This is a genomic window from Parapedobacter flavus (genome assembly GCF_035818675.1).
GTDB lineage: Bacteria > Bacteroidota > Bacteroidia > Sphingobacteriales > Sphingobacteriaceae > Parapedobacter > Parapedobacter flavus.
Window position 1 is genome coordinate 319,455 of record NZ_JAYKZZ010000001.1, and the last position, 15,436, is coordinate 334,890.

Consider the following 15,436-nt stretch of genomic DNA (forward strand, 5'->3'; position numbering starts at 1 on the left):
ACCAACCATATACCCACTTTTCCTTATCTTTGTTGCCCCGGTGAAACAATCCACGTCTCGCTCGGTTTCTTAAAGTCCGTAGTACATGAAATTCGAACTCACATCTGAATATACGCCCACGGGCGACCAGCCCGAAGCGATCCGACAACTGGTAGAGGGTGTCAACGCTGGTGAAACATACCAGACCTTACTCGGCGTAACCGGATCGGGGAAGACATTTACGGTGGCCAATCTTATCCAGCAGACCCAACGGCCCACGCTGATATTGAGCCATAACAAAACGTTGGCGGCACAGCTATACGGTGAGTTCAAGCAGTTTTTTCCGGAAAATGCCGTCAACTATTTCGTTTCCTACTACGATTATTACCAGCCGGAAGCGTACATCGCTTCGTCCAATACCTATATCGAAAAGGACCTCGCCATCAATGACGAGATTGAGAAACTCCGCCTGCGCACCACATCGGCGTTGATGTCGGGCAGGAGGGATGTGATTGTGGTTTCGTCCGTATCGTGTATCTACGGTATGGGCAACCCGGAGGATTTTTCGCGCTCGGTATTCCGCTTCGCTGTGGGAACCGTCGTTAGCCGGAATGCCTTTCTGCACCGGTTGGTGGAAATATTATATGCCCGTACGACCACCGATTTCAAGCGGGGTACCTTCCGCGTGAAGGGCGACACTGTCGATATTTTCCCGGCCTACATGGATGAAGCCTACCGCATTTCCTTTTTCGGCGATGAAATCGACGAGCTTAGCGTCATCGACCCCATCTCGGGAAAAACACTGGAGAAAATGGAAGATATGGCGCTGTTTCCGGCAAACCTGTTCGTTACGCCGAAGGAAAAATTCACCGAGTCGCTATGGACGATAGGTGAGGAACTGGAAATGCGCAAAGAGCAGCTATTGACTGATGGGAAGCCGCTGGAAGCCAAACGGCTTGAAGAGCGCGTCAACTACGATTTGGAGATGATGCGCGAACTGGGCTATTGCAGTGGCATCGAAAACTACTCGCGCTTCTTTGACGGGCGGCAACCGGGCATGCGACCGTTCTGCCTGCTGGACTATTTTCCCGACGACTACCTCACGGTCATCGATGAAAGCCACGTTACGCTTCCGCAGATACGGGCGATGTATGGCGGAGACCGTTCGCGGAAACTTTCCTTGGTGGAATATGGGTTCCGCCTGCCAGCGGCGCTGGATAACCGCCCGCTGAATTTTCCCGAGTTTGAATCAACTGTTGGCCAAACTGTTTATGTGAGCGCTACACCGGGCGACTATGAGTTGCAGCAGACAGAAGGCGTGGTGGTAGAGCAGGTGATCCGCCCTACGGGACTGCTCGACCCGATGATCGAAATACGACCGGTGGTCAATCAGGTGGATGACTTGCTGGACGAAGTGGACCGGGTAACCAAAGAAGGTGGCAGGATACTGGTAACTACCTTGACCAAACGCATGTCTGAAGAGCTCACCAAGTACATGGCCAAGTTGGGTATCCGCGTGCGGTACATCCACTCGGAAATCAAAACGCTTGAACGTGTGGAGATTCTACGTGGACTGCGGTTGGGCGAATTTGATGTGTTGGTGGGTATCAACCTGCTCCGGGAAGGGCTGGATCTACCGGAAGTAACATTGGTGGCGATTCTGGATGCCGATAAAGAAGGGTTCTTAAGGTCGGAGCGTTCGCTCATACAGACCATCGGCCGTGCCGCCCGTAACGACAAGGGCCGCGTGATTATGTATGCCGATACAATCACGCAGAGCATGCGGGTGACCATCGACGAAACAAACCGGCGCCGTGAGAAGCAGATCCGTTACAACGAAGAGCATGGCATCACACCCCGTACGGTGGGTAAATCGCGGGAGGCGATCCTGGAGCAGACGTCGGTGGCCGATTTCAAAAGTGGTGACGTCAAGATTTACGTAGAGCCGGATCCGAAGAGTAGCATCGCCGCTGATCCGCTAATTCAATACATGAGTAAGCCCCAGCTGCAGCAAGCGGTCGATAAAGTGCGTAAAGATATGAACAAAGCGGCCAAGGAGATGGACTTCCTGCAAGCGGCCAAGCTGCGCGACGAGCTGTTTGCACTCGAGAAGACATTTGCTGATTTATTTGGTGAGTAGTGATCGGCTGTTCGGCCTATTCTTTTTTTCTTTTTTTATTGGTTAAAGTTCGTTTAAAATGTTACATTCGCTGACAAGTTAACTGATTGTTTTCTGCCAATCCTTATGTTATTTGATTAGATATCTATACGAACACACGCTTGCTCTGGGATTGACTTGTTTGCCGCAACCATCGTATGTGGCTTGTCATTGCTCAGCCACTTATCGCCATGTATTATTGTGTCTATTTGTTCCCAAAGCTGGGAAACCATTCAATAGTGTAGGGTGGGTTGATGTTTTCTTTTGGCATGCTAGTAGCGTACACACTACAATTTTCGTTATGAATCAGAAGCCCAGCGAAAAGCTGGCAAGTTAATTGAAGCAGTTTAGTTGTCGATGCGCATTACTTATTGATAAAATTACAAGCTACATGACGGTATTTAACGGGAAGAAAATTATTTTAGGAGCGCCAACTGCGTACGGGTTTTCTGAAATTATTGAACAGGAGCTGAGACATCAGGGCTTCGAGGTGTATAACTTGTCGTGTGTTCAACATGAATTTAAATATAAGAATATTGCTGAGCGTTTGAATTGTTACTTTCATAAAAATTTTCTGGGTCAGAAGGATTATAAGACCTATCTGAAATTCAAGCGCGTCGAAGACGAACTGTTGGATCGCGTGGCAAAATTACCACGGGTGGATTACGCTATGCTGATCCGTCCGGATCAGTATTCCGAAGATATCATCAATATGATCAGCCTAAAAGCGGATAAAACGGTCGGTTACCAATGGGACGGTCTGAGCCGTTTTCCAGAAGTGTACAAACGGATTAGTCTTTTCGACCGTTTTTTTGTCTTCGACCCGAATGATGCCGTACACACGCAAGCTCTGCCTGTTACCAACTTCTATACCAATTCTTTTGACGTCAGTTCAAGCAAGAAGCACGAATCGGATGTGTACTATGTGGGGACTTATATGAAACGGCGCGCCTCCCAGTTAGAAGAGATCATTACTACCCTTCAGCATCAAGGGCTTTCCGTCAAATACCATATCTGCAAATTTAAAAGCCGGAAGCCGAGTTTTAAGTATTTGGAGACAACTTCTTTCGAATTGGGATATCACGAGAACCTTCAGTTTGCGTTCAACAGCAAAATTTTGTTAGACGTACCCACTACCCATCATAATGGTTTGTCCTTCCGGATATTTGAAGCGATTGGGTTTGAGAAGAAACTAATTACCACTAATAAGGCGGTTAAACATTATGATTTTTATCATCCAAACAATATTTTTGTGTGGGATGGTCAATCGCAGCAAATGTTGGGCGATTTTCTTGATGCGCCGTACGTAGAATTAGCTTCCCATATCAAAGAGAGTTACAGTTTCAGCAGTTGGATCAAAGCTTTGCTTCGTGAGGAGCAATACGTGCCCGTTGAATTTCCAAATACAGAACTGCAGCCAGTTTTAACATACTAAAATTTGGTTTGCGACCTCAGAGATAACCAAATGTACCGTAGTCAAACACCTGTGCATCCAATAGTTTTTTATTTGCCTCAGTACCATCCCATTCCCGAAAACGATGATTGGTGGGGAAAGGGGTTTACGGATTGGGCAAACGTGGCTAAAGCCAAACCGAAATTTAAAGGGCATTATCAACCTCATTTGCCGGCCGATATGGGCTTCTACGACCTTCGGGTGATTGAAACGATGGAAGAACAGGCTGAATTGGCAAAGTCTTATGGTGTTCATGGGTTTTGTTATTACCACTACTGGTTTAACGGGAAGCTTCTCCTCGAGAAACCGTTGGAGCAGATGTTAAATAGGGGCAAACCCGATATGCCTTTTTGTTTATGTTGGGCAAATGAAAACTGGACGCGGAGATGGGATGGCCAAGAGCACGAGGTGTTAATTGCCCAACAATACAGCCCCGATGATGATTTGGCCCATATCCGGTACCTGATACCGTTTTTTAGCGACAAGAGGTACATCAAAATCGAGGGGAAGCCCGTATTTTTAGTGTATCGGTCCGAGCTTCATCCAGACATAAATAAAGCCACCCAAATCTGGCGGGATGAAGTGCGAAAGGCAGGTTTTGAAGATCTATATCTAATAAGGGTAGAAAACTTCTTGCGGAATCTCGACCCAGCGACACATGGATTTGACGCTGGTACGGAATTCGCACCGGATATGGCGCATCGTGGCCCGAAGTATTTTAAGAAACGGAACCTAGTGAAATACGGTATTTCGAAGTGGTTGCACAACTGGAGTATTAGAAAATCGGGATATATCGAAAACGGCGTATACGCTTATAATGACTTGGTGGATAACATGCTCCGTAAGCCTTCGGTGCCTTACAAGCGATTTCGATCGGTTTGTCCATCTTGGGATAATTCCGCTCGTAGAAATACAGATGCGTTGATTCTACAAGGAGCTACACCAGAACGCTTTTCAGAATGGGTACGTGAAATAGCCATTCAAACAAAAGACATGTTTGACGACGATGAGCGGCTGATTTTCATCAACGCGTGGAATGAATGGGCAGAAGGGTGTCATTTGGAACCGGATAGACGATACGGACTACGTTATTTGGAGGCTTTGAAAGCCGGGCTTGAAACTACATAAAATTAGTGGAGACAGGTTATGCAAACGCTTCCCTTGGTTTCGATAGCTCTTTGTACATACAATGGTGCTGCGCATCTAAAGGAACAGCTCTTATCCATTCTCAACCAGCGTTATAAAAATATCGAGGTGGTAGTTGTTGATGATGCATCGACGGATGATTCATGGTCGATTGCTAAAAGCCTGTTGACAGACCCTGCCCTCAAAGGTCCACAGGTGAGACTTTATCAAAACGAACGGAACTTGGGTTATTCAAAAAACTTCGAGCGTGCGATTTCACTTTGCAACGGGGAGTTCATCGCATTGTCAGATCAAGACGATATATGGAACGTAGAAAAGGTGGAGAAAATGGTTGCAGCTATCGGTAGCCACAGTTTAATATACCATGATTCAGCGTATATCGATGAGGCGGGGAATAGTTTGCATAAGTATACGTCGGACCGGTTTCACATGTATCAGGGACACGGTGCCCGCGCGTTATTGCTAGAGAACTGTGTGAGCGGACATACCTGCATGTTTCATGAAAAGATACGTAATTACATACTGCCAATACCTGCGGGCGTTTTTCATGATTGGTGGATTGCTTATCAGTCGGCTACTTTCGGTTCTATTGTGTATTTGCCGGAGCCTTTAGTCAAGTATCGTCGCCATGCAGAAAATGTTACTTTTACAGGAGAAAAATTTGGTCGTAAGGCGCAACGTGTCTTAAAACTTTCGCAAAAGAGAGAACGTGCCATCAATGAAGCAATACGCTTAAAGGCATGTGCTGATTTTGGGAAAAATCCGGATAGAGACTTTGTGCGCAAACTGCATGACGTGTTAAAAGGTCGGATTGATCATTGGCTTAATTTCCGTGCTTTCATTTTGTTGTCTTTGCACCGCCAAGAACTTTTTTCGGTTTCAAAGAAAGCCGCCAAACGGCCACTGTCGTTTGTGTTTGACCGGTATTTTCTGGGGTTAAAGTTAAAAGCATATTGGTATCGGTTGATTTCATAGTGCGTCAAAGATGGCGGGCGCTGAATCGACCCTTTCTCGACGAATGGTAGAGGTACAATGACAACGCGACTAAAGCGTGGTAGAGGTCGAAGCGCTTGTAAAAAACCTCGGCGGCTTTCTTCATGTTCTTTCTGAATGGAAAAAATGGGTTGGTTCGCAGTTTGCTGCCAAAATATCGAATGACATTTGTCCACATGTCCTGAATAAATAGCTCGTCTTCATTGATCGAACTGAACCCTCCAGAAACGAAGCAACTGACCACTATCGGTATGTATTGGACATGATACTTCGCTGTACAGAGCAGATTGAAATCATAATCTGCGCAAACGCGATATTTGGGATTATACCGATGCCCATCATCGAAAATACCACGGTGATAAAAAGTAGCCTGGTGGCTGTAGTTGTGCAGCATCAATTCGGCGGCGCTGGTTTCTCCCCGGTACATCGCGCCATCTTTTGCCCACGGCGTGTCTCCTACCATTTTTACGTTGCCGTATACAAGCTGCGCGGTGGTGCCGGTTAATGCCTTCCGTATATCGGCCAGCACAGCGGGCCCGTAAAGATAATCATCGCTTCCTAGAAACAGCAGCCAAGTGCCCGTACTGCGCTCAATGGCTTTATTCATCGCATCGTAGATGCCATTGTCCGGCTCAGCGAAAAAATGGATGCGATCCGTATCAAAACCTTCAGCTATTTGTGCAGTGTCGTCAGTAGAGCCACCATCCTGAATGATAACCTCTATATCGGTGTCGGTTTGTTTTAAAATGCTTTCCAGGCAGCGTGACAATGTCCGTCCGGCATTGTAGGTAGGGATGATGATACTGAAAAGAGGTGGACTCATCTGCCTAATATTTTTTTCCGAAGACGTTTGAACCATAACGTTTTTCGCGGGGAGAGGTAATACTTCAATGCTTCCCGGTCTTCACCGATTGGCTGTTCGTGCTCGTCTATCCGCTCGCCTATAAAATGATAACCCGTTCTGGGTACCGGAAATGGTTTGCGTTCGAAAAAATCGTCGTGTATCGTTTGCGAGCGCCCGAATGTCCGATAAACTTCCTGTAGGAAATTCTGGTCGACCCCGTATTGATCGCGCTGCTCGGTTATAAACCCCCTGATGGCAGACTCCATGGCGTAGCTGCCACCCCGTATTCCCCACATACCTCCCAGAATGCCCAACCCTTGCGCACCGAACGGCGTTTGGTGATGTGGATGGTCGCGCATGACATGCAGTGTGTTGCCCGACTTGATCCATTCGTCTACTGCTTTCTGTTCCCGCAGGCTGATCCGCGAATCTGTATCCCTGAAAATGGCGTGGGAACAGTCTTCAATATCGGCGGCAAGAAAGCGCCAGAATAGCGAATAAATCGGACTTCCGGTCATGTCGATTAACTGAACATTCAATTGTTGTAATTGAGTGAGGGTTTCATCGGGGACGGTGTTGTCGTGATAGACCAGCACGTGCCAATCAACATAGATTTCGCGAGCCAGCTCCGCATTGCGGATAGCGCCTACCGTATAATGGGGTTGGTCGCCCCATAAGCTGAATGACAAGTATTTAACCGTATTGTCTCTAATCATATTCTCTTCAAAGCTTTCGATGCAATCAAAGTTACTAAACTGACCGACAATCTCAGGTCAAACGTCATTATTTCCAAAAAAGCTACATTTGTAGGGTATTCTAGTCCGCACCGCGTATGCCAAATAAATTTGCAAAGCAGCGTTCTCCTCGCGTTTCCGTACTTATGTCTGCTTATAATGCGGAGCGTTATGTTGGTGACGCTATTCAAAGCATACTTGATCAGTCATTCAAAGACTTCGAGTTGATTATTTTTAATGATGGTTCTACTGACAGCACTGCGTCTATAGTTAGGCAATATTCGGATCCTCGCATTCGCTTTATGGATAATTCCGTAAATAAAGGATTGGTCTATGCTCGCCGCACCACACTAGAAGCTGCAGTAGGCGAATATGTAGCGATTTTGGATAGCGATGATATTGCGATGTCGGGACGTTTGGCGCAGCAATATGATTTTATAGAAAAGTACCCTAATGTGGTTTTATGTGGGGGTAATGCTGTTTTAATCGATGAAGAAGGAAAATCAACGGGTAAGCTCCTGCACCCGGCCTACCGAGCATCCGAATTAAAAGCCCGGTTTTTTTGGAGCAATATTCTGGTTAATTCAAGTGTGATGTTCCGCAGGGAGCAAGCTGTTGCAATCGGGGGGTATCGGGATATGGCGCCCGTTGAAGATTATGATTTATTTGTACGATTAGCAGATCAGTATTCGATACATGTATTCAATGAGCCGCTGGTTTATTATAGGATACATGGGCAAAATATTTCGCAAACAAAGTATGATAAAGCAATTGAATACCTGCGAATAATCAAAGACCAACAGTTACAGCTACTGGGGGCCGATCCTGATATGCTTGGCGCTGTTTTTGATGCATTGCTTTGGAGACGATTTACAGACCATGCTACCGATGACTTCTTTACATTATTGATGCAGTTGAAATCGGCAAACCGCTTGTCGGGGAAATTGCCTATCAGGTTTTTTGAAAAAGAGTTGTTTAATCGATGGTATGACGTGGTGACCGCGACAATACCCAAAAGTCGAGCAGCATCGTACCTGCTTAGGAAAGGTCTTTTTAAGGTTTCCTTTACTTCATTCAAACAGAAGCGCCGCATCTTCAAATTTTGGTTGAGATTATTAATTAATTAGCAATGCGATTCGAACGATTTTGGTCGAGGGTGAGAGGAAAAAGAAAAGGGCTACCTCGTAACTTTTTCTTGCAATATGAAAGCTTATCCGAGCAGGAACAAACATCGAACGCCCGGTTTCGTATATCGCCGGATTTGTTTTACCCCTGTTTAACTGATGCTACCAGCAATACCGCTTTCGATAGACATTATGTCTATCACCCGGCGTGGGCAATGCGCATCATCAAATCCATTAATCCCGACCGTCACGTCGATATTTCTTCCACATTGCATTTTTGCAGCATGCTTTCTGCTGTGGTACCCACCGACTTCTATGATTATCGTCCAGCTGATTTGGTGTTGGATAACTTAACCTCATCGTTTGCAGACATAACATGTTTGCCTTTCCCCGATGACAGCGTTCTGTCATTGTCTTGTATGCATACTGTAGAGCATATCGGGTTAGGTCGTTATGGAGATAAATTAGATTACGATGGAGATTTAAAGGCCATTTTCGAATTGAAACGTGTCATCGCGCCGGGCGGTTCACTGTTGTTCGTCGTGCCCCTGGGTGGCGAGAGTGTAATCTGCTTTAATGCCCATCGGATTTACGATAAGCAGCAGGTACTGGCGCTGTTCAGTGATATGGAATTGATGGATTTTACCTTGATTCCCGAAGATGGTGCGGATGGTGGGTTGGTCCACAATCCATCAGACGCGTTGTTAGCCAAGCAATTCTATGGTTGCGGTTGTTTCTGGTTTAGAAAGGGGGCCACACAATGAAAGTGGTGAAATTTCTCGGTGGTTTGGGTAACCAACTTTTCCAATATGCGTTTTTCTGTCGGTTACAACAAACATTTCCCAAGGTGAAAGCCGACCTATCAGGTTACGATTCGTACGGTCGTCATAATGGCTTTGAGCTCAATCGAATTTTCGGTGTCCAACTACCCCAGCTGACATCTTTTGAGCGTAGGCTTTTTGACTGGCAGGACCGCAGATGGGTTTCGCGCAAGCTACGCCGGATTTACGGAACAAAAAAAGCATATTACGAGGAGAAGCAGTTATTTGGATATGATAGGCAAATCTTTACTGACCCCAACCATCGTTATTATTGGGGGTACTGGCAACATATCAGTTATATCGAACCGGTGGCGGACCGATTGCGTATTGACCTTCGTTTTCCAGATTTTTCAAATTTGGAGAATGTCAAGCTCGTTGAAGTACTCGCCGATGAAAATACTGTAAGTGTACACGTCCGCCGAGGCGATTATTTAGGTGATCCCTTGCTGGGTGGGATTTGTGATGCCGATTATTATCATCGCGCGCTCGACTATATGAAACGGAATATTGACCAGCCACGTTTTGTCTTTTTCTCAGACGATATACCGTGGTGCAAGGCAAATTTTCCGCTTACAAATGCACTTTTCGTAGATTGGAATAAGGGGTTGGAGAGTTTTCGGGATATGCAATTAATGAGTTTATGTAAACACCATATCATTGCCAACAGTAGTTTCAGTTGGTGGGGCGCTTGGTTCAATTCGGATCCTCACAAGATTGTCGTCTCGCCTAGCCACTGGGTGACAAAGGAAGGGTTGGATGTCTCTGGAATAATTTTGCCCCGATTCTGTGTTTGCTAAACCTTTCATCGAGGATTACGCGACTACCGATTGACTTGTGTGTTCTCTCGGTGTTGGAGAAGTGCACGTAATCCTTCACCTATTTATACAAGTCAACCTCGCCATTGGATGGATTCAGATAGATTTTCTCGCTCTGTTTATTTGTTTATAATGTGGAGATTTGGCTTATATAGTTGTCTCTGGGTTAAAAATTTGTAATATTTGGATATTTAACGTAAAATAATTGATACAATCAAAAGATTGGCGGTCTTAAGCGTTAATTCACGATTAAAATAGCTAACAAAGACCCATTAACAAATATTGAAACATTTTAAACCATTAAAAGGTCATGTTTATTCTTGCTGTTGAATGGACTACCGGGTAGCAGGGTTTACTTAAATTCTAGTATCATGGCTGGCCTGTCCTCCGCTCAGCGGCAAAGTCTTATTGTTCATGAATTGGGACATGCGATAGGCTTCAGGCATACCAATTGGCAACCATTGGGCGAGCCTAAAAGCGGGACCCTGCCGGATAACGGTGCAAAGTTTCAAGCTGCCAACCTGCTAGGTACACCAACAGGCGCGGATGTCAATTCTATTATGAATGGTGCAACGTGTGGCACAAGTCCCGTTACACTGTCGAGCTATGACATTATTGCCTTTCAGTTTATGTATCCTGCTAACCCACCAGTGTTTGGAGCAATTCCTGTCTTTAGATATAATCACGACAGTAACCGCAACCATTTTTTTACTACAGATATCACTGAAAAAGGAAATGGATCAAACAATGCCTATGTTTTTGAAGGAATTGGGTTTTTTGCCGCACCACCATTTGCTCCGGGGGCCATTCCTATTTATCGCTATTATCATTCTGGAGTGAAGGATCATTATTATACTAGGACACCTGGTAGTTATAATGGGTACACAGCGGAAGGAGTTGCATTTTATGCCTTCTACCCCTCGTCGGCTGGGAGTGTACCCATATATCGTTATAATCATAACGGAGTGCGTGATCACCACTACACGAAAAATCCAAATGAGGGCCCAATGCCTGGTTATGTATACGAAGGAATTGAGTTTTACGCATACTAAGATTTAGAAAGTCTTGGAAGTCTTCGTTCTTGCGTCAGACAAAATTGTAGTAATTAATCTATTAAAAACTATTTTATTGTGCGGGGGGGCGAAATGGGTAGGTGTGTCCTGCTAGCGACAATGTTTGTTTTGTGTGCATGCAAAAAGGAACACAAAAACGAACCTAGGTATTTGGACCAAATGGTACTTATATATATCGCTGCTAATAATGATCTAAGAACTGAGGCACTAAATAGCGTGAATAAAATAGAGAGCGCATATGAACCGAGCCTCAATTTACTGGTGTATTTAAAAATAGGTTCGGAATCGTCGGTTATTTTGAAGGTCAAATCTGATAATACATCGGAGATCGTAAGTGATACCATTGCGATATATGGAAATGAAAACTCCTCCGATCCTTATTTCTTGTCTAGAGTGGTTAACGACGCTAGAAAACTCAGCCCTGCTTCTTCGTACGGGTTGGTTCTTTGGTCGCACGCAAGCTCATGGGCACCCCCCCTGGAAATAAGATTAAAATCATTTGGTCAAGACAATGGTTTGGAGATGGATATTATTGATTTAAAACAAGCGTTACCGTCCGATTTCCGGTACATTATTTTCGACGCTTGTTCTATGGCCAGTATCGAAGCGATCTACGAATTGAAAAATAATGCCCGCTACATATTGGCGTCTCCGACCGAGGTTTTGTCGTCGAGTTATCCTTATGGGCAAATCGTACCGTATCTATTTGGTGGAAAAGAGGAGCTGATAAAGATCGGACAATCATTTATAAGTTATTATCAGTCGTTAGGAGGAGAATATGCATCTGCGGCGGTTTCGTTGATTGATACAGATTCCTTGTCGTTGTTGGCTCGAAAGATGAAGGTTTTATTGAGTTCGAAAAATTTGAAAATAGGGTTTGACAAGTCGGTACTTCAGCGATTGGATTTCGACCCAAACTCACGGGTTAAGGCTTATGATTATTTGGATTTTCTTAGAAAAGGCTTCGAACCGGAAGACTACTACGCTATAACGGAACAAGTAAACGCTGCCGTTTTGTACAGGCAAAGTACAGAGGCTTTTTTGAATAAGCCAATAACGCATTTCAGCGGATTGAGTATTTATTTGCCCGAATCCCATGACCCACTTCATTCGTATTACAGTAAGCTTGAGTGGTATAGCGCTAGCGGGATGTCCGTATTGTTTGGCAACTGATCTCGAGAGTTGTCTTTAGACTTATTTTTGCTAATTGGGTGTATTTGTTCGGCTCATTTTTTGAACCAGCTATAAATCACCGTATATTTATCCGGTTTTTTGATTAGCGGTATGAGTAGCAATCTTAGAAGTCTAAAAAAATCTGTCACCTTATTTTTCAATGCGTATGGACTCCGGGAGATTCAGATGTTATTGAAATATCACAGATTTTCCTTGGTCCGATCGGATAAAATACCAATGCTCATTTCGATGATTGACGATCGAAGGTTGGGAAAGGGACTCACGGATCGTTTTAAGGGGATTGTTAGTGTTTATGCATTAGCGAAGGCGATAAATGTACCATTTCGTTGTATTCACAGTCATCCTTTTAACCTAGGCGAATTTTTTGCGCCCAACAAGTACGATTGGCTTCCAAAACCAGAGGAGCTAAGCGACACGATCGGTGACGTCCGTTTTAAATTATTACGAAAGCAGCATACCATAAAACGGTTGTTGAACGTACTGCCGTTAAATAAGCAAATGCGTGTATATGCAAATTTGGACTATCTTGATGAAATAAACGAAAAGTACGATCGGCAATACCAGTGGGGGCAGCTTTTTAACGAACTCTTCAAACCGACGAAACTATTGGATGATCGTCTGAAAGAGCACCTCAATCATATTGGAAACCCGGCCTTTATCGCTTGCGTATTCCGCTTCCAGAATCTTTTGGCTGACTTCAAAGAGTACCAATTCAAACCGCTGCCACCATCCGACCGACAAGCGTTACTATCCAAAAACGTAAATGCGCTGAAGCGCATTTCGGAACAGAGCGACGTGCCCGTGTTGGTTACTTCGGACAGTTCTACCTTCCTTGCCGTGGTGAAAGATCTCAAGAACATCTATACCATTCCGGGTAAGGTTGTCCATATCGATAATGTGATCGATGCAGAAAGCGAGGTGTATCTGAAATCATTCGTCGATTTCCTGATGTTGTCGCGGGCGCAAAAGATATACAGCTTAGGCACTGGCATCATGTATAAGACCGATTTTCCGAAATACGCAGCCAAAGTGCACGACATTCCGTTTGAGCGGATTTTAATCGAATAATGCGCTTCAAAAATAAAATCCCTATTTTTGACCGTTTAACGGGCCGCAATGGATATCGATTTTGTAATTACCTGGGTGGATATGAACGACCCGAAATGGCAGCGGGATTTCGCTGCTTATTCGGGTAAGATAGACAACAAGAAGAATGAAGTGACCGAGGCCCGTTTCCGGGACCATGGTCTGTTGAAATATTGGTTTAGAGGCGTCGATAAATTCGCTCCATGGGTGCGAAACATCCATTTCGTTACGTGCGGTCAGCAACCCGATTGGTTAAACACAGACCACCCAAAGCTACGGATGGTTAATCATGAAGACTATATCCCCAAGCAATTTCTACCATGCTTTAATTCGAGCCTCATCGAAATTTACCTGCACCGTATACCGGAGCTGGCAGAGCACTTTGTTTATTTCAACGATGATTTTTTTATCATCAATGACCTCCCGCAATCGCGTTTTTTTACCGATGGGGTGCCCAACGATATCGCGGCCTTCCGCATGAATATGGGGCTCTCGCTATGGAGCAAATGTTTGAAGAATAACATCGAGATCATCAATCGGCGCTTTGACAAACGGGAAGTGATGGCGCGCGATCATGATAAATGGTTCCATGAAAGTTACGGCAAACGTGCTCGACTCACGCGGCTCCTCAAGCCGTATGGCAAGTTCGTAACATTGCGGACACCGCACAATGCGCAGCCATATACCAAAACGACGTTTGAAGAGGTATGGGACTACGCCAGCAAGGAATTGACAGCAATGTCATCGCATCGTTTCCGTAACCCTGAAGATTATACGCAAGAGCTTTTCCGTACATGGCAGATATGCCGCTCCAACTTTGTGCCCTACAACACGTACGCGGATACCAAGATGTTTCCCCTCGTTTTCAGGGCACCGAAAGCGATCAAGGCGATACGCGAGCAATCGTATAAGTTGGTCTGCGTAAACGATAGCGAACACATTGTTAATTACGATAAGACCATGCAGGCAGTCAGCGATGCATTCAACCATATTTTACCCGAAAAATCAAGTTTCGAGCGATGATTGTGCCTGTGTAGAACTCTCATTTCTCGAACATTGACGGAACGGGGTAATGGTTCGCTAAGAAAGGCCTGATTTTTTGTCGATCCCGGTCGTCTACATGCTGGTTGTCATTCAGACAAAAAAGCTTAGAGCCATGTTCTTCAAGATATCCAGCAAAATTATGTTTGTAAACGAGGATTCTGCCCGATTCTTTTCTTCTCACGTACTTCATGTGGCCCCGGCCTATCGCCAAAGCATAATATGAAAACGCCGAACGGTGGAGGTCCCCATATGTTCGAGTACGGTGCGTCTGCGATTGTAATACTTGCTCGCTGAATACCTCCTCCACTGCTTTGAGATAGTCCGATTTGCGGTAAGCATCTACATTATGATGTGGTACCCCTGCGTAATATTTTCCAAATTTTTCTTCTATTAACGCTGACGCATCCGCAACCATTCTCGCGTATTGCCCCAATTTCTTTCCCACAAGACCTTTTATTCGGTGACGCCATTTACCAAGCCGTTTTCTTTTTAGCCGCACAATGGGGTGCCCATCTGGTGCGAAAAAGAAATCAGCCAGGAGGTCAGCATTGAAGAACATATCGTCGTTCGCAAACAAGAAATGTTCGGATAGATTTGGGATTCGATATAGAAAATACTCGATGACGCTGGAATTGAAACATGGTAATGATTCTGAAGGTAGGATTTCCCTATGGTCAACTAACTGTATTTTGGGATGGTTGGTGTCTAACCAATCGGGTGCCTGATTGTCGGTAACGATGAATATCCTTCGGATCCAAGGGACATGTTGAGCCGCTGACCGAAGCGAGTATTTCAATTCCTCATTATTCGCATAGCGTCCTTTGTTGTTCGCTTCCGAGTTATCATCTACTTGGTCTGTGAAGGCTTGTTTTTTCGCTAACCATTTAGGATCGCTGCCATCCACCCACAGATAAACCAAGTCTATTTCAAAGCGCAGGTTGTTCATTTCGTAAGTATATTCCTAATATAGTA

The 15,436-nt window shown here is 45.0% G+C and carries 14 protein-coding genes; 11 read left to right on the plus strand and 3 right to left on the minus strand.

What is annotated here, in order from left to right:
- Window positions 1-85: 85 nt before the first annotated feature.
- From uvrB to U9S71_RS01340, 4 genes are all read left to right on the plus strand, one after another.
- Entirely contained in the window at window positions 86-2,119 is a 2,034-nt protein-coding gene (gene uvrB / locus U9S71_RS01325) for an excinuclease ABC subunit UvrB (RefSeq protein ID WP_326324633.1), read from the plus strand.
- A gap of 409 nt (window positions 2,120-2,528) precedes the next feature.
- Window positions 2,529-3,572, plus strand: coding sequence for a WaaS/CpsH family glycosyltransferase (locus U9S71_RS01330; RefSeq protein WP_326324634.1), 1,044 nt, complete (start codon window positions 2,529-2,531; stop codon window positions 3,570-3,572).
- 72 nt (window positions 3,573-3,644) lie between these two features.
- On the plus strand, window positions 3,645-4,718 hold the full coding sequence (locus U9S71_RS01335) for a glycosyltransferase WbsX family protein (RefSeq protein ID WP_326324635.1): 1,074 nt from the start codon (window positions 3,645-3,647) through the stop codon (window positions 4,716-4,718).
- An 18-nt stretch (window positions 4,719-4,736) separates the two neighbouring features.
- Window positions 4,737-5,711 carry a glycosyltransferase family 2 protein gene (locus U9S71_RS01340; RefSeq protein WP_326324637.1) on the plus strand — a complete coding sequence of 325 codons (975 nt, stop codon included), beginning with the start codon at window positions 4,737-4,739 and terminating at the stop codon, window positions 5,709-5,711.
- Between the two features lie 4 nt (window positions 5,712-5,715).
- On the opposite strand, the gene U9S71_RS01345 is transcribed toward U9S71_RS01340, so the two are convergent.
- Window positions 5,716-6,552, minus strand: a complete 837-nt coding sequence (locus tag U9S71_RS01345) for a glycosyltransferase family 2 protein (RefSeq protein ID WP_326324638.1) — start codon at window positions 6,550-6,552, stop codon at window positions 5,716-5,718.
- Window positions 6,549-7,289, minus strand: a complete 741-nt coding sequence (locus U9S71_RS01350; protein WP_326324639.1) for a hypothetical protein — start codon at window positions 7,287-7,289, stop codon at window positions 6,549-6,551. Before U9S71_RS01350 ends, U9S71_RS01345 begins: the two co-directional genes overlap by 4 nt.
- A gap of 116 nt (window positions 7,290-7,405) precedes the next feature.
- On the opposite strand from U9S71_RS01350, the gene U9S71_RS01355 reads away from it, so the two are divergent.
- The 7 genes from U9S71_RS01355 to U9S71_RS01385 all read left to right on the plus strand — a co-directional run bounded on the left by U9S71_RS01355 (window position 7,406) and on the right by U9S71_RS01385 (window position 14,443).
- Entirely contained in the window at window positions 7,406-8,434 is a 1,029-nt protein-coding gene (locus U9S71_RS01355) for a glycosyltransferase family 2 protein (RefSeq protein ID WP_326324641.1), read from the plus strand.
- Between the two features lie 2 nt (window positions 8,435-8,436).
- The gene (locus U9S71_RS01360) at window positions 8,437-9,195 is read left to right on the plus strand and encodes a DUF268 domain-containing protein (RefSeq protein WP_326324642.1); all 759 of its coding nucleotides are present in this window, start codon (window positions 8,437-8,439) and stop codon (window positions 9,193-9,195) included.
- Between the two features lie 83 nt (window positions 9,196-9,278).
- Window positions 9,279-10,049, plus strand: a complete 771-nt coding sequence (locus U9S71_RS01365) for an alpha-1,2-fucosyltransferase (protein ID WP_326324644.1) — start codon at window positions 9,279-9,281, stop codon at window positions 10,047-10,049.
- Between the two features lie 344 nt (window positions 10,050-10,393).
- Window positions 10,394-11,119 carry a M57 family metalloprotease gene (locus tag U9S71_RS01370; RefSeq protein ID WP_326324645.1) on the plus strand — a complete coding sequence of 242 codons (726 nt, stop codon included), beginning with the start codon at window positions 10,394-10,396 and terminating at the stop codon, window positions 11,117-11,119.
- Between the two features lie 180 nt (window positions 11,120-11,299).
- On the plus strand, window positions 11,300-12,313 hold the full coding sequence (locus U9S71_RS01375) for a clostripain-related cysteine peptidase (protein WP_326324647.1): 1,014 nt from the start codon (window positions 11,300-11,302) through the stop codon (window positions 12,311-12,313).
- 519 nt (window positions 12,314-12,832) lie between these two features.
- Window positions 12,833-13,402 (plus strand): P-loop NTPase family protein, encoded by a 570-nt coding sequence (locus U9S71_RS01380; RefSeq protein ID WP_326324649.1) that lies wholly within the window; start codon window positions 12,833-12,835, stop codon window positions 13,400-13,402.
- Between the two features lie 48 nt (window positions 13,403-13,450).
- A complete protein-coding gene (locus U9S71_RS01385) occupies window positions 13,451-14,443 on the plus strand; it encodes a Stealth CR1 domain-containing protein (protein WP_326324651.1) in 993 nt (330 codons plus the stop codon).
- 19 nt (window positions 14,444-14,462) lie between these two features.
- Here the strand turns inward: U9S71_RS01385 and U9S71_RS01390 are convergent, their stop codons facing one another.
- Window positions 14,463-15,410: a stealth family protein gene (locus tag U9S71_RS01390; RefSeq protein ID WP_326324653.1), complete on the minus strand. Its 948-nt coding sequence runs from the start codon at window positions 15,408-15,410 to the stop codon at window positions 14,463-14,465.
- Window positions 15,411-15,436 lie beyond the last annotated feature (26 nt).